Source organism: Idiomarina sp. H2 (assembly GCF_004364275.1).
GTDB lineage: Bacteria > Pseudomonadota > Gammaproteobacteria > Enterobacterales > Alteromonadaceae > Idiomarina > Idiomarina loihiensis.
The window spans coordinates 385,099-407,075 of sequence record NZ_SNZY01000001.1 but is presented as its reverse complement, the minus strand read 5'-3'; the positions used below and the strand labels follow the sequence as shown (position 1 = coordinate 407,075).

The 21,977-nt window shown below is 45.6% G+C and carries 20 protein-coding genes; 4 read left to right on the top strand and 16 right to left on the bottom strand.

Features of this window, described 5'->3' with window-relative positions; translation table 11 throughout:
* Nucleotides 1-53: 53 nt before the first annotated feature.
* A complete protein-coding gene (locus DET62_RS02030) occupies nt 54-1,697 on the top strand; it encodes a tetratricopeptide repeat-containing response regulator (RefSeq protein WP_110012528.1) in 1,644 nt (547 codons plus the stop codon).
* On the opposite strand, the gene DET62_RS02025 is transcribed toward DET62_RS02030, so the two are convergent.
* From DET62_RS02025 to rpsB, 16 genes are all read right to left on the bottom strand, one after another.
* Complete coding sequence (locus DET62_RS02025) at nt 1,694-2,530, bottom strand: pirin family protein (RefSeq protein ID WP_110012529.1); 837 nt, start codon at nt 2,528-2,530, stop codon at nt 1,694-1,696. The two genes, DET62_RS02030 and DET62_RS02025, sit on opposite strands and share 4 nt — an antisense overlap.
* On the bottom strand, nt 2,527-3,489 hold the full coding sequence (locus DET62_RS02020) for a glutathione S-transferase family protein (RefSeq protein ID WP_110012530.1): 963 nt from the start codon (nt 3,487-3,489) through the stop codon (nt 2,527-2,529). The genes DET62_RS02025 and DET62_RS02020 overlap by 4 nt, the downstream gene beginning before the upstream one ends.
* 94 nt (nt 3,490-3,583) lie before the next feature.
* Complete coding sequence (lpxB, locus tag DET62_RS02015) at nt 3,584-4,723, bottom strand: lipid-A-disaccharide synthase (RefSeq protein WP_110012531.1); 1,140 nt, start codon at nt 4,721-4,723, stop codon at nt 3,584-3,586.
* Nucleotides 4,723-5,490: an acyl-ACP--UDP-N-acetylglucosamine O-acyltransferase gene (gene lpxA, locus DET62_RS02010; RefSeq protein WP_011234084.1), complete on the bottom strand. Its 768-nt coding sequence runs from the start codon at nt 5,488-5,490 to the stop codon at nt 4,723-4,725. Before lpxA ends, lpxB begins: the two co-directional genes overlap by 1 nt.
* Nucleotides 5,491-5,946, bottom strand: a complete 456-nt coding sequence (gene fabZ, locus DET62_RS02005; protein ID WP_011234085.1) for a 3-hydroxyacyl-ACP dehydratase FabZ — start codon at nt 5,944-5,946, stop codon at nt 5,491-5,493.
* Nucleotides 5,947-5,960: 14 nt separating this feature from the next.
* On the bottom strand, nt 5,961-6,986 hold the full coding sequence (gene lpxD, locus DET62_RS02000) for a UDP-3-O-(3-hydroxymyristoyl)glucosamine N-acyltransferase (protein ID WP_110012532.1): 1,026 nt from the start codon (nt 6,984-6,986) through the stop codon (nt 5,961-5,963).
* A 3-nt stretch (nt 6,987-6,989) separates the two neighbouring features.
* A complete protein-coding gene (locus tag DET62_RS01995; RefSeq protein WP_011234087.1) occupies nt 6,990-7,505 on the bottom strand; it encodes an OmpH family outer membrane protein in 516 nt (171 codons plus the stop codon).
* 47 nt (nt 7,506-7,552) lie between these two features.
* Nucleotides 7,553-10,054, bottom strand: a complete 2,502-nt coding sequence (gene bamA / locus DET62_RS01990; RefSeq protein ID WP_110012533.1) for an outer membrane protein assembly factor BamA — start codon at nt 10,052-10,054, stop codon at nt 7,553-7,555.
* Nucleotides 10,055-10,085: 31 nt separating this feature from the next.
* Entirely contained in the window at nt 10,086-11,441 is a 1,356-nt protein-coding gene (gene rseP, locus DET62_RS01985; protein WP_110012534.1) for a sigma E protease regulator RseP, read from the bottom strand.
* Nucleotides 11,438-12,631, bottom strand: coding sequence for a 1-deoxy-D-xylulose-5-phosphate reductoisomerase (ispC, locus tag DET62_RS01980; RefSeq protein WP_110012535.1), 1,194 nt, complete (start codon nt 12,629-12,631; stop codon nt 11,438-11,440). The genes rseP and ispC overlap by 4 nt, the downstream gene beginning before the upstream one ends.
* Before the next feature lie 4 nt (nt 12,632-12,635).
* Complete coding sequence (locus DET62_RS01975) at nt 12,636-13,499, bottom strand: phosphatidate cytidylyltransferase (RefSeq protein WP_011234091.1); 864 nt, start codon at nt 13,497-13,499, stop codon at nt 12,636-12,638.
* A 3-nt stretch (nt 13,500-13,502) separates the two neighbouring features.
* Nucleotides 13,503-14,276, bottom strand: coding sequence for a polyprenyl diphosphate synthase (gene uppS / locus DET62_RS01970; protein ID WP_011234092.1), 774 nt, complete (start codon nt 14,274-14,276; stop codon nt 13,503-13,505).
* An 82-nt stretch (nt 14,277-14,358) separates the two neighbouring features.
* Nucleotides 14,359-14,916: a ribosome recycling factor gene (frr, locus tag DET62_RS01965; RefSeq protein ID WP_011234093.1), complete on the bottom strand. Its 558-nt coding sequence runs from the start codon at nt 14,914-14,916 to the stop codon at nt 14,359-14,361.
* A gap of 31 nt (nt 14,917-14,947) precedes the next feature.
* Nucleotides 14,948-15,682, bottom strand: a complete 735-nt coding sequence (pyrH, locus tag DET62_RS01960; protein ID WP_016341299.1) for a UMP kinase — start codon at nt 15,680-15,682, stop codon at nt 14,948-14,950.
* Between the two features lie 103 nt (nt 15,683-15,785).
* Nucleotides 15,786-16,664 (bottom strand): translation elongation factor Ts, encoded by an 879-nt coding sequence (gene tsf / locus DET62_RS01955; RefSeq protein ID WP_011234095.1) that lies wholly within the window; start codon nt 16,662-16,664, stop codon nt 15,786-15,788.
* Nucleotides 16,665-16,679: 15 nt separating this feature from the next.
* Entirely contained in the window at nt 16,680-17,408 is a 729-nt protein-coding gene (gene rpsB, locus DET62_RS01950; RefSeq protein WP_011234096.1) for a 30S ribosomal protein S2, read from the bottom strand.
* A 285-nt stretch (nt 17,409-17,693) separates the two neighbouring features.
* Between rpsB and map the strand changes: the two genes are divergently transcribed.
* From map to dapD, 3 genes are read left to right on the top strand one after another with little or no spacing between them, the layout of a single operon-like run.
* Nucleotides 17,694-18,482, top strand: coding sequence for a type I methionyl aminopeptidase (gene map, locus DET62_RS01945; protein WP_034820440.1), 789 nt, complete (start codon nt 17,694-17,696; stop codon nt 18,480-18,482).
* 20 nt (nt 18,483-18,502) lie between these two features.
* The gene (gene glnD, locus DET62_RS01940; protein ID WP_110012536.1) at nt 18,503-21,142 is read left to right on the top strand and encodes a [protein-PII] uridylyltransferase; all 2,640 of its coding nucleotides are present in this window, start codon (nt 18,503-18,505) and stop codon (nt 21,140-21,142) included.
* Between the two features lie 9 nt (nt 21,143-21,151).
* Nucleotides 21,152-21,976 (top strand): 2,3,4,5-tetrahydropyridine-2,6-dicarboxylate N-succinyltransferase, encoded by an 825-nt coding sequence (gene dapD / locus DET62_RS01935; RefSeq protein WP_054488173.1) that lies wholly within the window; start codon nt 21,152-21,154, stop codon nt 21,974-21,976.
* Nucleotide 21,977 lies beyond the last annotated feature (1 nt).

Below are 21,977 nucleotides of genomic sequence, written 5' to 3'. Positions count from 1 at the left end.
AATTAGCCAGTATGCTGTCGGTATGAATAAGATCAGGATACTGTTTGACGCAAATGGACAAAACCTTAGAGCTCAATAATAAACGCGTATTATTAATAGATGACCAGAAGCCCTTTCAGGTCATGCTCAAAGGCTTGCTGTTAAACTTGGGGGCGCAGGACGTACAAGTCAAGACCACTGGCGAAGCCGGCATTGCCGCTTACATCAAAAATCCGCACGATATTCTGCTGGTAGACTATAACCTGGGACGTGGCCGCAATGGTCGTCAGGTTTTAGAGGAACTGCAAGTTCGAGGGTTAATGAAAGAGCATACTCTGTTCTTTATTATTACCGGCGACAACACCCGTCCTATGGTTCTCAGCGCACTGGAACTTCAACCCGATGATTATTTGATGAAACCGTTTTCACATAGAGTGTTGCGCTCCCGCCTGGTGCGAGCCTATAAACGCCGCATGTGGTTAAAAGACGTATTCAAGGCGCTGACAAATCATGATTATGAAGCCTGTATTGGTGCCTGCCAGAAACATATTCAATCTAACAGCCGCTACAGTAATTACTGCCGCAAACTGCAAATTGAGTTGTACAACAAAACCGGTCAATTAGATAAAGCGGAAACGGCAATTAAAGAACTACTTGAGGAAAACTCTCACAGTTGGGTCTTTCTAAAACTGGCTGAAACGCGGTTATTACAAAACTCTCCCGAAGAAGCCCTGAATATTCTTAATCATTTAATTAAGCGCATGCCTAATGCTGTTGAAGCTTATGACCTGAAAACCGAATGTTACCTTCAACAACAGCAGCTGGAAGACGCTTTGGAAAGCGCCCGTGATGCCATCACCATGGCGCCATTTTCAATTGAAAGGCAAACCAAACTGGCCCATATTGCCCGCGACAACGGCGACTTTGACATTGCCAAGCAAGCCATGAACAACGTTTTGCAAATAGCTCGTAAATCGGTTTTTCGTAACGCACATCACTTATGCAACTATTTACGCAGCATTTTAGATGCGGCCGAAAATAGCGATACACCGCAGCAAATCAGTAAGTATCAGACGGAAGCAACAATGGAGCTGCAACGAGCCCGCTATGACGAGCATCTGTTGCATGCCGATATTTCGTTTGAGGATTTGGAATCCATTTTATTATCGCGTATTGATTCATTTAATGGTCGTTTACGCGAAGCTCAGCAACGCTTAAACGAGGTTGTTGGCGAAAAACTGGCGCACAACCAGCCTATCAATAAAGACTTACTACCTGACGTTATCGCCATTTTACTGGATGTCGGGGAGTATGAAAAAGCGAATGCGCTAGCAGCGAATCAGGACGAAAATCCGACTCTTGACAGTTATACCACTAAAATTTTACAGGCACGCTTGACTGCAGCTCAAAAACAGCAGGATAACTTCTTTGAAGTTCATAAGGCAGGCTTAGATGCTTATCAGCAAGGCAATTATATTCGAGCACTGGAGCTGTTTCGTAAAGCCATGGAAGCTGCGCCAATGAACAGTGGTGCGGCACTTAACTTTATTCAGGCGGCCGTCCGTTATGTTGAAGAAACTCCAGGTGGAGAGCGAGTTCGGCTTAAGAAAGAATGCGATAATTGCTTTAAAGTCTTAGAGGGGCTGCAATTATCCAGTAGCCACAGTAACCGCTATGAGCGGTTACTGGAGCAAACTGAAGGGTTGGAACTGCGCTAGCTCAGCTTTTGGTTAGCGGCTAACTGACCTGATTGATAATCCTTAATAGCCTGCTCAATCTGATCCGACGAATTCATGACAAAAGGACCGTATTGGGCAATGGGTTCTTCAATAGGTTTAGCGGCCAACAAGATAAAGCGCGCATGTTCAGTAGCGGAAAAATCTAAGGTTTCAGCAGGATCAAGCAAGATCAACTCGCCCTCTTTCGCCGCCTCCCCATTCACTGTCAGCTCACCCTGATAAACATAAGCCAAGCGTCGTTTTTGCCCTTGTGACGGCAAACTGAAGCTGTCACTTTCTAAGTGAACATCGAGCATTAGAAAGTCTCGTCCCGGCGCATTTACTGGACCCTCCTGCTGCTGGTATTTCCCTGAAATAATTCGGATCAGGGCATCACCATTTTTCACTTCAGGAATGCTGGCTGCCGGATAGTCGTGCCACTCAGGTTCACTCATTTTTTCATCGCCCGGCAAGTTTACCCAGAGCTGAAAACCCCACATAAGGCCTTCAACTTGCTTCGGCATTTCGGCGTGAATAATACCTTTCGCCGCCTTCATCCACTGCACACCGCCAGCATCAACTTCACCGCTATTACCAACAGAGTCTTTATGTTCCATAGTGCCCGCTAACATATAGGTCAGCGTACAAAAACCGCGGTGTGGATGGGGCGGAAAACCCGCAATATAATCGTCCGGGTTATCGGAGCGAAACTCATCCAGCATTAAAAACGGGTCCTGATGTTTTAGCCCCGGCTGATTAATAATACGAGTGAGTTTAACTCCCGCGCCATCCTGCGCCGGCATTCCACGGTGTTTGGCTAAAATAACACTCATGACTGGCTACTCCCCTTGCTACCCCGATTATGTGCCTGGTGAAAATCGATTTCCGGCCCCTTAGGCACTACTTGTGTCGGATTAATGGTTTTATGGCTGGCATAGTAATGCGTCTTAATGTGGTCCATCACGACGGTCTCTTCTACCCCGGGATGCTGATATAGCTCCAATAGGTAATTCCACATATTAGGGTAATCGACAATGCGCTTCTTGTTGGTTTTAAAGTGCCCGAAATAAACCGCATCGAAACGTACCAGAGTAGTAAATAAACGCCAGTCAGCCTCGGTTAATACGTCACCAGCTAAATAACGGCTCTGACTAAGAATGTTCTCTACTTTGTCTAAGGCAGCAAATAGCGATTCGTACGCTTCTTCATACGCCTGCTGCGTGGTCGCGAAGCCACTACGGTAAACACCGTTGTTAATGTCGTTGTAAACCCACTCATTAACTTCTTCTATCTGCTTTTGCTTACCTGCGGGAAAGAAGTCCAATGTATTCCCGGTCAGTTCATTAAACGCTGAATTGAAAATACGAATAATTTCGGCCGACTCATTGTTCACTATGGTTTGATTTTTCTTATCCCACAGTACTGGAACGGTTACTCTTCCGGTGTATTCGGGGTCGGCTTTTAAATACAGCTGATAAAGAAAGTCTGCGTCGTACAGTGGTTCGTTAAGTGGCGCGTCAGCAAACTCCCAGCCATTCTCCAGCATCAGCGGGTGCACAACGGAAACGTCGATATGACTTTCCAGACCTTTTAATTTACGGAAGATAAGCGCCCGATGAGCCCACGGACAGGCGTAAGAAACGTAAAGATGGTAACGCCCCGATTCAGGCTCAAACTCAGTACCCTGCGCTACGGTATTACGAAACTGTGATTCGCTGCGAACAAAGCGCCCACCGTGTTTTTTGGTGTCATACCATTTGTCGTGCCATTGACCATCAACTAATAAACCCATAATAAACTCCTTAAGTTGGTATAGCTTTATAATAGAGTCTATTTTTTGGAATTATTAGCGCATTATTTTCTATTTATTTTTCTAAAAAATAGAACTATAGAAAGGATTCAACCACGTCAGCAGCTTTTTCGCTCGCCGATACCTGTAATTGCTGGTGAATATTCGTGAATTGCTCCAATAAGGGCTGGCTGTCTTGCTCAATTAACTGAACTAGCGCTTGTTCGATTGCCTCTTCCGAAGCATCAGATTGAGCCAGTTCCGGCACAATTTCTTTACCCGCTAAGAGGTTAGGTAAGGAGAAAAAAGGCGCGTGAAATAAACGTTTAATGATTTGATAAGATAACCAATGAAAACGATAAGCTACTACCATAGGGCGTTTTATCAGCAAGGCTTCAAGCGCAACGGTTCCTGACGTTAGCAGTAAATAATTGGCTGCGGCCATAACTTTTCGACTTTCACCAACAGGTAACACAATATTCAGTTCGGGACTGTATTGGTCAACTAGTTCCCGAAATTGTGCGGCGCGAGCTTCGCTTATCATAGGCGCAACAAAGCGAAGTTCTGGGTATCTTTCTGCTAGTTTGTTCGCTACTTTCAAAAATACCGGCGCCATACGGGCAATCTCACCTTTACGACTTCCAGGTAAAATAGCCAGATACATAACAGCAGGTTCAAGTTCCAGCTCATTACGTGCTTCTGTTTGCTGCCATTGCATAGGAATATCATCTGCCAACGGATGACCAACAAAAGTTGCAGGCAATTGATGTTTATCGTAGAAATCTTTTTCAAAAGGCAATAAGCACAGTACGTGATCAACTGCTTTTTTTATGCCTTTAATGCGCCCTTCTCGCCATGCCCAGACAGATGGACTGACGTAATGAATGGTAGAGATACCGGCTTTTTTAAGGCGAGCTTCAACCGTTAGGTTAAAATCAGGAGCATCAATGCCTATCATCACATCCGGTTGCTCAGAAATGAGATAGTTGACCAGGTTCTTTCTGTGTTTTAACAGCTTAGGAAGTTGCTGAAAAACCTCGGCGATGCCCATAACGGCCAAATCGTCCATGGCAAAGAACGAGTCCATTCCCCGTTCTGCCATTAAAGGGCCACCGACCCCAATAAAAGTTGCATTGGGGTGACGTTTGGCAATGGCCTGCATTAGCCCGGCGCCTAGAAGATCACCCGAGTGCTCACCGGCAACAATAGCTATTTTAGGCGGCTGATTGCGGCTCATTACGGACGAATAATGCCTCGTGAACTGTTTTCAACAAAAGCTTTAAAACCATCCAATACCGGTTCATTTAATGCTGAAATACCTTCCAGGGCTTCGTCTACAGTCAAGCTGGAGCGATACAAAATTTTATAGGCACGACGGACATTTTGAATTTGTTCGGGCGTATAGCCGCGACGCTTTAAACCCTCGGAATTGATTGTTCGGGGTTTGGCGTTATGACCCTGCGCCATCACAAAAGGAGGAATATCCTGAACGATAATAGAGTTAACCGCGGCAAAAGAGTGAGAACCAATATGACAAAATTGATGCACACCACTCATGCCACCCAGAATAACCCAGTCGCCTACGTGAACATGGCCAGCCAGAGTAACCTGATTAGCAAAGATATTATCATTACCTATGACACAATCATGCGCAACATGTACGTAGGCCATAAACAGGTTATTATCGCCAATTTTAGTTAACGAGTTATCCTGCACCGTGCCACGGTGAATCGTTACCGACTCGCGGATAACGTTGTTGTCGCCAATCTCAAGCTCAGTCGGTTCGCCGTCGTATTTTTTATCCTGGCAGTCTTCACCAACCGACGCAAATTGATAAATGGTATTGTTCTTACCAATGGTTGTTGGGCCTTTTAAAACAACGTGTGAACGGATATCGCAGTTGTCGCCGATAACAACATCGGGGCCAATAACCGTCCAAGGACCGACACTAACGTTCGTACCGAGTTTGGCGCTGGGGTCGATAATTGCGGTTTCGTGAATCACTTAAACTTCTCTTCTTGCACAAATAATTTCAGCAGTACAGGCAACGTCACCGTCAACTTCCGCGCGACCAGTAAATTTCCAGATACCACGGCGTTCTTTTTCGAAGGTAACAAAGAAATCAACGGTGTCCCCCGGGATAACCTGACGTTTAAAGCGGGCATTATCAATACCGGCAAAAAGGTACAAATCGTTTGCATTCTTTTTGCTTTCTGTAATTTTAAAACCTAATAAGCCACAGGCCTGAGCTATAGCTTCAAGCAACAACACTCCCGGGAAAATAGGCTTTGCCGGAAAATGTCCATTGAACATGGGCTCGTTAAAAGTCACGTTTTTTATCGCGTGTAACGAGTCTTTAGAGTTTGTTTCTATAACTCTGTCTATTAATAAAAACGGATAACGATGAGGCAGTAAATCTAGTACGCCCTGAATATCAAAACCTGATTCCGTAATTTTCAAATCTTCCACCTTACTCAGTTATTATCGTCAGCTTGTTTTTCTAACTCTTTGACACGCTTAAAAAGATCATCCAGCTGACGGAATCTCGCTCCATTACGTCGCCATTCACGATGCCCACTGGCAGGAATACCTGACGCATAAACACCTGGCTCGGTGATTTCTTTTATCACCATAGCAAATCCCATAATTTGCACGTCGTCACACACACTGATATGACCGTTAATAGCCGAAGCCCCACCAATCATACAACGCTTACCAATGCGGCAACTGCCTGCTAGTACAGTACAGCCTGCGATAGCCGTATCTTCATCAATGAATACGTTATGCGCAATTTGACATTGATTATCAATAATACAGCCCGACGAAATAACCGTGTCGTCCAGAGCTCCGCGATCGACCGTTGTGCTGGCACCAATTTCAACATTGTCTTTAATAACAACGCGGCCTAGCTGAGGAATTTTTAGCCACTTGCCATTATCAGGAGCCCAACCAAAACCATCAGCACCAATAATTGAGCCAGAATGAAACAGGCAATCATCGCCAATAACACAACGGTGATAGATTTTAACGCCTGACCAAAGTGTGCACCCAGCGCCAATTTGCGTTTCCGGGCCAATATAGCAATGCGGGCCAATACTGGTGTTATCACCAATTATAGCGCCTTCGTCAATCACCGTATATTCACCAATGCTAACGTTCTTACCGATAGTAGCTGACGGTGCAATTTTCGCAGACTCTGCGATACCATGAGCTGGCTTTGGAGTGGTGTCTAATAGTTGAGCAATTCGCGCAAAAGCCGCATAAGGGTTAACTACCCGGATTGCATTATCTATCGCATCGCTATCGTCTTTTTCAGAGACAATAACAGCGCCGGCGGAGGTTGTTTCTAACTGACTTTTGTAACGGCTATTCGCCAAAAAAGCGATAGCGTCACCAGTAGCAGACTGCAAGGTCGCCACGCGCAAAATGGGGAGCTGCGAATTGCCTCGCACCTCCCCACCCACATGGTCAGCCAACTGCTGCAATGTGTACTCAGACATAAATTAGTTACCTGAAGTCATTTTCTCGACAACAGCACCAGACAAGTCATTATCGGCTTTCATGTAAGTAACCGCGTTACTTTCAAGAACCATGTCATAGTCTTTAGCTTCTGCAACAGCAGTAATCGCGTCCTGAACTTTTCCAAGCAACTTGTTACGTTCTTCATTTTGACGACGACGAGTGTCCTCTTGCAATGCTTTGCTTTTCAGCTGCGCTTCAGAGATAGTCTGCTCAAGATCTCGCTCTAGCTGAGTTTTCTCAGAAGCTGACATGATTGATGCATCGCGTTCTTGCTTTTGACGCAGTTCCTGAACTTTCTGTTCAAGCTGACGCATTTCCTCAAAGCGATCCTGAAACTCTGTTTGCAGCTGTTCGGAAATTTGCTCACGTTGTGGTAACTGCTGGAATACTTCCATCATATCGACAACACCAATTTTTTGCTGTGCCTGTGCAGCACCAGCAAAAAGCGCTGTTGAAACAGCAACTGCTGCAGCTGTAGATTTAATTAACTTTTTCAAGGTAAAACTCCTTCAAATTTTTTGTAACTATTATGTAATTATTATTATCAGAATGTAGTTCCGATATTAAATGAGAACACTTGGGTTTCATCACCCTCAACTTCTTTTAAAGCCCGACCTAACGAGAAAGTTAATGGACCCATTGGAGATATCCATTGCACAGACACACCAGCCGATGCGCGGAAATCTCCCGGTGAGCTATAGTCAGTTAACGGTTGTGGACTAGTATTTTCCAAGTCCTTGTATCTATCGTAGTCGAATTCAGTATCCCAAACCATACCAAAATCAACAAAGACACTAGTTCGTATGCTATTACGCATACCTTCGTCAACAAAAGGTGTCGGTACAATCAGTTCCAGTCCACCAGAGACTTTAGCGTTACCGCCTAAAGAATAGTTATTTTGTACAAACAACTGCTGGTTACCCGTTTCCGAACTGTAGTTCGGTGTTGGCAACCCGGTGAAATCCGGAATACCCTCAGAGTTGACCGACTCAGGTACAACATAAACAGCTCTCGGACCGACAGTATTCGGTTCAAAACCGCGTAAATCGCCCTGGCCACCAATACGGAAGTATTCCCAGAACGGTAAGAGGTAATCATTTCCAGCATCGTCTTCACCGTAACCGTTACCATAACCTAAATTCAGTCTGGTGAGAAATGACCACTGCTGGTCACGACTTAACGGATAATAGTGCTTGTACTCATAGTTTAAACGAAAATACTTTACGTCACTAAATGGCGCCGAAATTTCGGCACTAGCACGCTGCGAGGATCCACTAGTCGGGAATGTTCCACGATTAAGCGTCACCCGAGACCAACCGGCATTTAATTCATAAATATCGAAACTGATTGGTCGCTCCGGATTCTGGTCATCCAGATAAGAGCGGTAAAACTGCTGGATTTGCTCGATACTTTGGTTCTGCGAATTAACACTCACTTCCTGATTTTTATAACCCACGCCAAAGTTTAAGCGGTTAATTTCATCTATTGGAAAGCTAAGTCCCGTGGATAACCCATAGGTTTTCTGATTATAGTTAACGAGGTTTTGCGCATTACCTGCGTCAAACTCGCTCATATAAATCTGACCGGAGAGTCCAACACCATTCATAGTAAAATAAGGGTCGGAATACGACACACTGACGTTTTTGTTAAAACGACTGGTACTGATATTGAACCCGACTCGGGTACCCGTACCTAAAAAGTTGTTTTGCTGAACACCTGCGTTAAGTTGCAGACCTGAGTAGTCTCCGTAACCGATACCAGCATTGAAAGATCCTGACTGTGCTTCCTTAACCTTATAAGTCACATCTACCTGATCATCCCTGCCTTCAACCCGTTCAGTGGACGTTTCTACGGTCTCGAAATAGCCCAGACGCTCAAGACGAACTTTACCTTGCTCAATGTTGCTGTCAGACAACCATGCGCCTTCAAGTTGACGCATTTCACGGCGTAACACCCGGTCTTTGGTCGCGCCATTGCCTTCAAAATTAATATGACGAACGTAGACGCGTTTTCCTGGGTTTATCGAAAAGGTAATTTTAACCGTTTTATCTTCATCATCGTGCTCAGGGATAGCTCTAACTTCTGGATACGCATAACCATAGCGACCATAAAAGCGGCTGATCATGTCTTCAATATAAGTAACCTGTGCCGCGTTATAGAGCGTGCCTTTCTCAATTTTAGCAATTTTTCCAACCAACTCGTCATGGCCTTTTAAATCACCAATGACATCGGTCTCGCTAATTTTATATTTATCACCTTCACTGACATTTATAGTGATATAAATGCCTTCGCGATCCGGCGTCATAGAGACCTGTACAGACTCTACCCGGAAGCGCAAATAGCCGCGGTCACGATAAAATGACTCTAAGGTTTCCAGGTCACCGCTTAATTGTTGTTTCTGGTAACGCTTTTCGCCTATAAAGTTCCACCATGGAAGGCTATCCCGAAGTTCAAAGGTATCCAGTAATAGCTCATCAGCGAAAGCTTTATTGCCCACAATATTAATTTGCGCAATTTCCGCCGCATCACCTTCTTCAAAGTTCATGCGTAACTCAACACGGTTACGTGGCAAGTCCACAACCTGAACTTCCACCGACGCATTATATTTACCCACACTGTGATAAAAGTCTTCCAGACCTTTTTCAATGCCAGAAATAGTGGTTCTGTCTAAAGGTTCACCAGTAACAATATTATTATCAACTAAGCTTTCCTGAAGCTGCTCGTCTTTAATATCGCTGTTACCTTCAAAGGTGATTTCGGCAATGGTTGGCCGTTCACTAACAGTGAAGATCAAAGTGTCTTCACTTCTGCGCGCATCGATATAGTCGAAATGAGTAGAAGAATAAAGTGAGCGAATAGCGCTGCGAATTTGCAACTCGCTAACTTCGTCACCGACTCTCACAGGTATGTAGGTTAACGCAGCACCTAAAGCGACACGTTGTAATCCTTTTACTTCAATATCTTCGACAACAAATTCATCTTGTGCGTAGGCTGGTGCTACTGCACCTGCAATCATGGCACTCACTAACAGCTTTTTAAACGTCATTATCACTAGCTACTTATTGTTAATTCGTGACTCAGAATGCGAAACGGGCGATGTCATTTGATATTGCTAACGCCATCAACGCGAATACCAGCACCCCACCAATCCTATAGCAAACGTCTTGCACTCTTTCGGATACCGGCTTACCGCGCACCCATTCAATGCTGTAAAACATCAAATGACCGCCGTCTAATACCGGTAAAGGTAATAAATTAATTATCCCTAAATTGACACTTAACAGCGCCAAAAAACTTAAAAAATAAACGAACCCATTGCTGGCACTAACTCCAGCACCTTCGGCAATACTTAAAGGCCCTGCCAGGTTCTTTACAGAAACATCTCCGGTCAGCAGTTTACCTATCATTTTCACGCTAACAACCATCAATTCCCAAGTTTTTTCTGCGCCTTTCGCTAAGCCGCTAAAAAAACCATATTGATGCGTGAAAACGTAATCATCTGGCAAAGGCTCTGTTACCGGAACTACGCCAAGGTAGCCTATGACACCATTTTGGCTTTCCCGTTCCCCTATTTGAACAGAAATTTGCTGCTCAACCTGATTCCTCTGAACCGTAAATAAAACATCCTGTCCCGCCGATTTAGCGATTATTTTACGTATTTCAGTCCAACTTTCGACACTTTCATCACCAATTCGGGTGATTGTGTCACCTTCTTTTAATCCGCCGGCCTCGGCTGGGGAGCCACTTTCTACCTGGCTAAGTTCGGTATAAACAGCAGGTTGATAAACCTCAATTCCCAAACTGCCAAAGGTCGATTCCGTTTCCGGATCAAACTGCCAGCCACTTAAATTCAGTGTGCGTTTTACTTCGTCACCGTCCGGCGTTCTTAATGTGAGTACTGTTTCATCGTCGCCAATTGCCGACATAAGCCCCAGCTGAACCTGTTGCCAGTCATAGGCTTCAACATTATCAACTGAAAGAATTTCGCTACCTCTTTCAAGCTGAGCTTCGGCTGCAACAGAGTCGGCTTTTACATAGCCGATAACCGGTTTCACCGTGGGAACACCAATGCCAAACATCAACCATAAAACAGCGACCGCTAAAACAAAGTTCGCGATTGGACCGGCAGCAACTATCGCAAAACGTTTATATACTGATTGCGCGTTAAAGCTAACATCTCGCTCTTCCTCGCTGACATCATCAATACGTTCGTCCAGCATGCGAACGTAACCACCAAGGGGAATAATCCCCAGTTGATAAACCGTGCCGTCTTTGCCTTCACGTTTCCATATAGCCCTGCCAAAACCTACCGAGAAAGTTAACACTTTTACACCGCAGCGGCGCGCAACCCAAAAGTGCCCAAACTCGTGAAAAGCAACTAAAATACCGAGAGTTACAACGAAGGAAAAGAAATACCAAATTGCGTCTATCACTGTGCGTACTCCTGCAACCATTTATTGGCTGCTAAACGCGCTTGTTTATCTATGGCTAACAGCGTCTCTAAGCTGTCGGCCTCATCAGCTTGTATTGACTGCAATACCGAATCACAAACTTTTGCAATATCAGTAAAACCAACCTGTTCTTGTAAAAATGCAGCAACGGCAACTTCGTTCGCCGCGTTTAAAGCCGTAGTGGCCCACTGCCCTTCCCAACATGCTTCTATCGCCAACTGTAAACACGGATAACGTTGCGCTTCGGGCTGCTTAAAGGTCAGTTCGGCTAATTGAGTAAAATCTAAGCCCGCAACACCGCTTTCTAAACGCTCTGGATAACCCAACGAATGGGCTATAGGCGTGCGCATGTCCGGTTCACCCATTTGAGCAAGTACGGAACCGTCGGTGTATTGCACCATAGAATGAATAACGCTCTGCGGGTGAATAACAACTTTCAGTTGGTCACGCGAACAATTGAATAACCAGCGGGCTTCAATGTATTCCAGCCCCTTGTTCAGCATGGTGGCAGAATCCACTGAAATTTTCCGACCCATGGACCAATTTGGGTGATTGCATGCCGCACCAGGGGTTTGTTGCGGCAACTCCTCAAGAGGTATATCGCGAAACGGACCGCCGGAGCCGGTTAACAGTAAATACTGAATGCCATGCTCCGCTAACGCCATAGTACCAACCTGTTGCTGCGCAGCCTGGGGTAAACACTGAAAAATAGCGTTGTGTTCGCTGTCGACCGGAATAATTCTAGCGCCGGAACGTTGAGCATGATCAATAAACAACTGACCGCTCATAACCAGAGCTTCTTTATTGGCTAACAGTACATCTTTACCTGCGTCAATCGCAGCTAGTGTCGGTGATAGTCCGGCCGCACCGACTATAGCCGCCATAACCACATCCACCTCACCGTCCGAACTGACCTCAGCTAAAGCCTGATCTCCATACATAACCTGAGTTGAAGTCTGTTGACCGAGAAGCGCTTTAAGCTCCGCAGCAGCATTTTGTGAGCCCATAACCGCGTATTGCGGATTATGCTTTACACAAAGCTCAGCCATAGCACTAATCTGGCTATGGGCTGTTAAGGCAAAAACCTGAAAGTCATCCGGATGCCGTGAGACAACGTTCAATGTGTTTTGACCAATAGAGCCGGTTGCTCCCAAAACTGTTATTCGACGCATAGGTTTAATGCAAAAACTCCAGATAAGCTAAGGTGAAAATAGGCACTGCAGCGGTAAGACTGTCAATACGGTCAAGAATTCCCCCGTGCCCGGGTAAAATTGAACCGCTGTCCTTAACCCCTGCACTACGCTTAAACATGCTTTCGTTTAAATCACCAAATACTGAAGCAACCACAGTAAACAATCCGGTTAAGTAATAACCGGTAAACTGATCGGCAGGCACTTTAGTCCAGTGCGCCACAACCATCATCACCACAAAAGCTAAGGTCACACCACCACAAAGGCCTTCCATTGTTTTACCCGGGCTTACCGCTGGCATCATCTTATTACGGCCATAACGCACGCCGGCAAAATACGCACCAACATCAGCAGCCCAAACCAGCAGTAAAATAAAGAGAACCACCCAGCCACCAAAGAAGCGCGACTCATCAATATCAATTGAGCGAACCGTGACTAATGCCGCCCAGGTAGGAATAAAAATTAACAAACCAAATACACCGACAATGGCTCGGGTTCGTGACCACATACGTCGGCTGGAGGGATAATTTACGATCATTGCCAACGCAACGACCCACCAGACACCGCCAGCTAAAATAGTGTAGTAGATGAGTTTAGAGAGCTCACCGCCCTCCCACAAATGCTCGTAGGGAGCCAGCCAGGACAACACGCCAATTATGGCGCCGACAAATAAGGTGTAAGCGATGCGCGCTGAAATGCGACGCACGCCCATTAGCGGAGACCATTCCCAGGCGCCCAGCATAAGGACCCCCTGAATGAAAAGAGCAAAGCCCCACAACGGCAGCATAAAAACACCGTACAGTGCCACCGGAACCAGCAATAGTGCTGTAATAATACGTTGTTTTAGCAAGTGTTATTCCTCTATCCGAGTTTCTATGCCTTGCATTAGCACGGTTAATTGTTCGCTCGTTAAACCAAAACGGCGTTCCCGTTGCGCAAAATCTGTAATTGCCTGAGCAAAGGCCGTATCGTCAAAATCAGGCCATAATACTGAGGTGAAATACAGTTCGGCATAAGCCAGCTGCCATAAAAGAAAGTTACTGATACGATGTTCACCGCCTGTACGAATAAGTAAATCCGGCAAAGGCTGGTCTGCCATCATCAATTCGCCTGCTATTGTCTGTTCAGTAATTTCCGCCGGTTCTATTTCACCCGCTTTCACTCTCTCAGCTAATCTACGACTGGCTTGTGTAATATCCCACTGACCGCCGTAGTTCGCCGCTATGTTTAGATTGAGTCCGCTGTTACTGCGCGTTTGCTCTTCTGCTTCACTCATGCGCTTTTGCAAACGCTTTGAAAAAGCCTCTTTGTCACCAACTATGCGCAAGCGAATATCGTTGTCATCTAATTTTTTAATTTCGCTTTTCAGTACTGACATAAACAATTCCATCAATACCGAGACTTCAGTTGCCGGACGCTTCCAGTTTTCACTACTGAATGCGAACAAAGTCAGTGACTCAATACCGTTACGGCGAGCAAAAGCAACAGCCTTGCGCACTGCTTCCGCGCCGGCTTTATGCCCGAAGGTTCTTATTTTACCGCGTTGTTTCGCCCAGCGCCCGTTACCATCCATTATAATGGCAACATGCTTGGGGACTAACTGCTCAATTGACGGTAATTCTTTCATTCAATCTGCCGTAAACATTAAAAAACGCCGTGCGAGTATACCTGACACGGCGTCATAGACCAACGTAGGGACGGTTTGATGGTTAAATTTCCATCAAATCCGCTTCTTTTGCTTTCAGAGCTTCATCAATTTGCTTCACGAATTTATCGGTCAGTTTTTGAATCTCTTCTTCAGCATTACGTTCTTCGTCTTCAGTAATTTCTTTCTCTTTCAGCAGATCTTTAATATCGCCATTAGCATCGCGACGAATATTACGTACCGCAATACGTCCATTCTCAGCTTCGGCACGAACAATTTTAACTAAGTCGCGACGACGCTCTTCTGTCAACGGAGGTAATGGAATACGAATAACTGCGCCTGCTGAGGCCGGATTCAGACCCAAATCAGAATTAATAATGGCTTTTTCAACTGCCGCTGAAGCTGACTTATCAAACACTGTCAGAGCCAGAGTTCTGGAGTCTTCCGTGGTGATATTAGCTAACTGCTTAAGAGGCGTGTCAGTACCGTAATAGTTCACCATGACACTGTCCAGTATGCTTGGATGAGCACGACCCGTACGCACTTTTGACATTTGACTGCGCAGCGACTCAACACTTTTTTCCATGCGATCTTTAGCGTCTTCTATAGTTTCTTTTATCACTGTCTTATACCCTTTTATTCAATAACTGCGTTTACTCTGCGTTCTTGCTAATCAGTGTACCTTCTTCTTCACCCATTATCACGGCTCGTAAGGCACCCGGCTTATTCATATTAAACACCCGGATAGGCAAAGCGTGATCACGCGCCAGAGTAAAAGCCGCTAAATCCATTACTTTTAACTGTTTTTCCAGTATATCATCGTAATTAATATGCTTATACAAAGTCGCATCCGGGTTACTCACCGGGTCATCAGAATATACTCCGTCAACCTTGGTTCCCTTAAGTACGACTTCAGCTTCAATTTCGATACCGCGCAAACAAGCGGCAGAATCTGTAGTAAAGAACGGATTACCGGTTCCCGCAGAAAATATCACTACACGTCCTGATTTTAGCAAACTGATGGCTTCTGCCCAGTTGTAACTGTCACAAACACCGGTCAATTCAATAGCTGACATTAAACGTGCGTTAACAAAGGCTCGGTGTAAAGCGTCGCGCATAGCCAGGCCATTCATTACTGTGGCCAACATGCCCATGTGGTCGCCCACAACCCGATTCATACCAGCTTTTGCTAAGCCTTCTCCACGGAATAAGTTACCGCCCCCAATGACTAAACCAACCTGAACCCCAAGTTCAACCAATTCTTTAATTTCCTGCGCCATACGATCAAGTACTTTGGCGTCAATACCAAATGGCTCATCTCCCATAAGGGCTTCACCACTGAGTTTTAACAATATGCGTCGATAACTGGGTTTCGGATGGGTGCTCATCATTGCCTCTACTCTTTCCTTTAGTTTAAAAAAAACCGCGTCCTGAACGCTCAAGACGCGGTTTATAATTTTCTATTTCATGGGGCTGGTCGAGACCACGCTATTAGCCTTTACTCGCTGCCGCCACTTGTGCCTGAACTTCAGAAGCGAAATCTTCTTCTTTACGTTCAATACCTTCACCCACTTCAAAGCGAACGAAAGTCACAACATCAGCACCAGCTTTCTTCAGTAACTCACCAACAGTCATTGATGGATCTTTAACGAAAGGCTGACCTGTCAGGCTGATTTCGCCGGTAAACTTACGCATACGGCCTTCAACCATTTTTTCAGCAATTTCTTTCGGCTTACCGCTTTGCATTGCGATATCAACCTGAATAGAACGCTCTTTTTCTACAACTTCAGCTGCAACGTCTTCAGGCTTAACGAATTGCGGGCTGCTTGCTGCAACATGCATGCACAGGTCACGAGCCAGATCTTCGTCACCGCCAGTTAAAGCAACAGCAACACCAATGCGGGCACCGTGAGTATAAGTCGCAACAACGTCGCCAGCTTCAAGAGTTTGAACACGACGAACGTTCATGTTCTCGCCAATTTTAGCCACTAAGTCTTCACGAGTTTTCTCAACAGTCTGACCATCAATGTCAGTTGTTTTTAATGCTTCAACGTCATTTTCTTTATTAGCAAATGCTGCGTTGATAACTTTATCACCGAATTCCAGGAAGCTGTCATCGCGAGCAACAAAGTCGGTTTCACAGTTCAGTTCAACCAAAGTTGCCTGATTACCTTCAGATTTAACTAAGATAACGCCTTCAGCCGCAACACGGCCTGCTTTTTTAGCTGCTTTTGCCTGACCGCTCTTACGCATCAGTTCAATTGCCGCTTCCATATCACCGTCGACTTCCTGCAATGCTTTCTTGCAGTCCATCATGCCAGCGCCTGTGCGCTCGCGCAGTTCTTTAACTAGAGCTGCTGTAATAGCCATGATTCTATTCCTCGATTATTCAGTTGCTTCGACGAAATCGTCTGAGTCTTTCGCTTCAACTTGCGCTGTACGTGCTTCTTTTACCGCTTCAGCAGCAGTGTTCAAGTATAATTGAACCGCACGGATTGCGTCATCGTTACCTGGAACAATGTAGTCCACACCGTCAGGGTTAGAGTTTGTATCCACAACAGAAACAACTGGAATGCCCAGGTTATTTGCTTCTTTAATAGAGATGTGTTCGTGATCTGCGTCGATAACAAACAGAACGTCTGGTAAGCCGCCCATGTTTTTGATACCGCCTAAGCCTTTTTCCAGCTTTTCCATTTCACGAGTATTAACCAAAGCTTCTTTCTTGGTCAGTTTCTCGAAAGTACCGTCCTGGCTCATTGTTTCAAGGTCTTTTAGACGCTTGATTGATTGACGAACTGTTTTCCAGTTAGTCAACATGCCGCCTAACCAACGGTGGTTTACATAGTACTGACCACAGTTAATGGCTGCTTCTTTAACCGCTTCAGCTGCTGCGCGCTTAGTACCAACAAACAGGATTTTACCTTTGTTAGAAGCAACGTGCTGCATATAGCTCAACGCGTCGTTGAACATAGGCACAGTTTTTTCGAGGTTAATGATATGAATTTTGTTACGAGCACCAAAAATGTAAGGTTTCATTTTTGGGTTCCAGAAACGAGTTTGGTGACCGAAGTGGACACCCGCTTTCAGCATGTCACGCATTGACACGTTAGCCATAATATTTTCCTTTTTAGGGGGTTAAGCCTCCATACATCCCATAAGCCGACCTGTTCTTAGACAAGCACCCCGCCTTATGTGTCGATGTATGTGTGGATTATAATTTACATACAAGTGTACTTTGTTGGCATAAGGCCAAAAAAGCGTGCGTTTTATACCATAAAGCCGAGCCCTGCACAACAAAAAACCTTCGCTAACTTCTGCTTTGACCCACCTCAAAGATAGCGAATTTTATCAGTCACTGTTAAACTGTCGGCTTTTCCAGCAGTCATGGACAGGAAGAGAATGACCATCTCAATTAAGACACCCGAAGAAATCGAAAAAATGCGCGCCGCAGGCAAACTCGCCGCCAGTGTGCTTGAAATGATTGGTGAATACGTCAAACCAGGCGTAACCACGGAAGAACTGGATGATATCTGCCATAAATACATCACGGATCATAACGCCTATCCAGCACCATTAAACTATCACGGTTTCCCTAAATCGATATGTACGTCGGTTAACCATTGTGTCTGTCATGGTATTCCTGGCCCGAAAAAACTGAAAGACGGCGATATCATGAATATTGACGTTACCGTTAAACTGGATGGTTACCATGGCGACACTTCGAAAATGTTTGTTGTGGGTAAACCTTCAATAATGGCCGAGCGGTTAATTAAGGTAACTCAGGAGTCGCTTTATAAAGCCATAGAAATGGTTAAGCCAGGTATCAAGCTGGGTGACTTTGCTGAAGTTATTCAGAAACACGCCGAAGGCCATGGCTATTCTATTGTTAGAGAGTACTGCGGTCACGGTATTGGCTCTGTATTCCATGAAGACCCACAAATTCTGCATTACGGTGAGGCAGGTACTGGCGAAGAGCTAAAAGCCGGTATGTGTTTCACTATTGAACCTATGGTAAATGTGGGTAAGCGCCATACTAAACTGATGAAAGACGGCTGGACCGTACTGACTAAAGATCGCAGCTTAAGTGCACAGTGGGAACATACATTATTAGTTACCGATAACGGTGTTGAAGTACTGACACTGCGCAGTGATGAGCCTGACTTAGCGCGAGTTATCGAGCACAGCTAACGCATTTGCAGGGGGAGCCTATGGCTAACGTTCAAGAAGATAAAGACTTTCACGGGCGCTGGCCTGACCGAACCCTGCAACCTTGCCTAAAAGACTACAAAGCGCTTTTAGAAAGTTACCAAAACTGGTCTGCAGCACGTTTTGTTACCGCCGATATCGATGAGCTGGTTCATCACCGTGCGACCTTCTTTGACCAGCTAATTAGCCAGTTGTGGCAGCAATTTCAGCTTGAAGACGAGCCGGCAAGTATTTTAGCTGTGGGTGGCTATGGTCGTGAGACTCTGCACCCGGGTTCAGATATCGACCTGCTCATTTTAGTGGGCCCTGAAAATGCTGAAGCCGAAGCTAAGTTGTCTGAAAAACTCGGACAGTTTGTTACCTTTTTATGGGACCTGCACCTGGATATCGGCCATTCGGTACGTACTATCGAAGACTGCTTCGCTCAGTCAGAAAACGATATCACGATAGCCACAAACCTTATTGAAAGCCGATACCTCTCAGGAGCTGAATCGCTTTACAATGAATTTCATCAACAGTTGTTAAATGACTTCCCCTGGTCAAGCCGCGATTTCTATCAGGCCAAGCTGGATGAACAAAAGCAGCGCCACCAGCAATACCACAGTACATCTTATAACCTGGAACCGAATATTAAATCGAGCCCCGGAGGGCTACGTGATATTCAGACCGTAGGCTGGATTGCTAAACGTCATTTCCGTACTCACTCAGATGAAAACCTGGTTGAGTACGGTTATATGACAGCCGATGAATTCGTTGAACTGCGTGACTGCATGAACTGGCTATGGCGCATACGCTTTGCCCTTCATCTGGAAGCAGGTAAACGCGAAGACCGCTTACTCTTTGACTTTCAGCCAGGCGTAGCTGTTCGCCTGGGCTACGGTAATGACGGTAAGGCATCCGTTGAAACCATGATGAAAGATTACTTTAAAGTGGTCTTACGCGTCAGCGAGCTTAACCAGATGCTTCTGCAGTTTTTTCATCAGGCGATATTAGGAACACAGGACTTACAACACGCTGAACATATTAGCGATGACTTTGCGGTTGCGAATAAACTGTTAACAGCACGCCACGACAAAGTATTTGATAATCACTGCAATATTATCCGCGCTTTTGTCTGCATTGCGGAACACCCGCAAATACAGGGCATACACTCGAATACCATACGTTTACTCAGAAATGCCCGAGCCCAATTAAGCGAACCGTTAAGCCATGACCCAGAATGCCGCGACTTATTCAATCAGTTGATTCAGCACCCCAGAGGCTGTGGTTTGTCCTTTGCACTGATGCATCACCACAGTGTGCTGGCGAGCTACCTATCGCAGTGGCAACAAATTGTCGGACAAATGCAGTTTGACCTTTTTCACGCCTACACAGTGGATGAACACACCTTTCGTTTAGTGAGAAACTTATACCGCTTTAGTGACGAAGATTATCAGGATCAATTTCCACTGTGCGAAAAACTCGTGGCGCAAATGGATCGCCGTTATTGCCTGTATCTGGCGGGTATCTTCCATGACATAGCTAAAGGTCGCGGCGGTGATCACTCAGAGCTTGGCGAAATGGATGCGCGAAATTTTTGCCACCAACACGGTTACAGTGAAGAAGACGCAGAGCTAGTGGCCTGGCTGGTAAGACACCACTTAACCATGTCAGTTACCGCACAGAAACGTGACATTCATGATCCTGAGGTTATACAAGACTTTGCTAATCAGGTTTCAACGCTCGAGCGGCTGGACTACCTTTATTGTCTTACGGTGGCCGATATTCGCGCAACCAATCAGTCGCTCTGGAATAACTGGAAGGCAACCCTGCTGGAAGAGCTATACAACGCAACATCTTATTTGCTGCAACAAGACAGTAATAAACCAACTCTGGATATTCGCCAGAAAATAAACGAAAACAAAGCCAATGCAATGGCTTTGCTGTTAAGTGCCGGGTTTGAAAAGTCAGAAATTCTCGCTTTGTGGGGCCGTTTTACTGCCGATTATTTCTTCCGGCATACGCCAGAGCAGATCAGCTGGCATTCACAGCATATATTAAACTTGCCGACCGACCAGTTACCACTGATTCTAATTGGTGATGAAAACAACTATGGTACAACCGAGCTGTTTATTTATCATCATGAAGAAAGCCACTTGTTTGCGTCTGTTGCCGGTGTTCTGGATAGCCAGCAGTTAAATATTCTGGATGCACAAATCCTTGCCACCCGTGACGGTTTTGTCATGGATACTTTCGTTGTACTGCAACGGGACGGCAAGCCATTGACAGAACCGCAGCGCATTGAAGAAGTCAAACAACAATTGCTGGACGTTCTGCATAAACGCATACCTGTCCCCAGTACAAAACGCCCCTTGTCACGGCGCATGAAAAACTTTTCAGTAGCCACAGAAGTGACATTTATACCAAGTAAGCATCACGGTCGCACAACCTTTGAGCTAGTAACTCTGGACAGACCCGGCCTTATTGCTAAACTTGCGGCTATTTTACAGCAACAAAATGTCACCTTACTTGCCGCAAAAATTACCACCATAGGCGAGCAGGCAGAAGATTTATTCATTGTCACCACGGAGCAACAAACCGCTTTGGACGACAAGCAGAAACAAACGTTAAAAAAACAAATTATCAAAGACCTGGAGTTTTAAATCCTTATCATGGAAAACATAAAACAACGCATCATCGATGCATTTGAACAACGTGATCAGCTCAACGCCCATACTGAAAATGACGACTTGCGTGAAGCAGTTCGCTACGTCATTGACGAGATTGACCGCGGTGAGTTGCGAGTCGCTGAAAAAATTTCGGGCGAGTGGGTTGTTCACCAATGGCTGAAAAAAGCCGTTCTGCTGTCGTTTCGTTTAAACGACAATGACCTAATTGAAGGCGGAGAAACCCGCTTCTGGGACAAAGTGCCAGCCAAATTTGCCGACTATGACAGTGCTCGTTTCCGCGCCGAAGGCATGCGTGTTGTACCACCCGCGATGGTTCGTAAAGGTGCCTTTATTGGCCGCAACGTTGTCGTAATGCCATCGTACGTTAATATTGGTGCTTACGTTGGTGAAGGCACTATGGTGGATACCTGGGCTACCGTGGGCTCCTGTGCGCAAATTGGTAAAAATGTTCACTTGTCCGGCGGCGTAGGCATCGGTGGTGTTCTGGAGCCGCTGCAGGCCAACCCAACCATTATTGAAGATAACTGCTTCATTGGTGCGCGCTCAGAAATTGTTGAAGGCGTTATTGTTGAAGAAGGCGCAGTGATTTCCATGGGCGTTTACATTGGCCAGAGTACCCGTATTTATGACCGCGAAAATGACCGCATTCTTTATGGTCGCGTACCTTCGGGTTCCGTTGTTGTACCGGGTTCCTTGCCTTCCGCAAACGGGACGCACAGCCTTTACGCGGCTATCATTGTTAAACGGGTTGATGCTAAAACTCGTGCCAAAGTGGGTATCAATGCCCTGCTACGCAGCGCGGAATAAC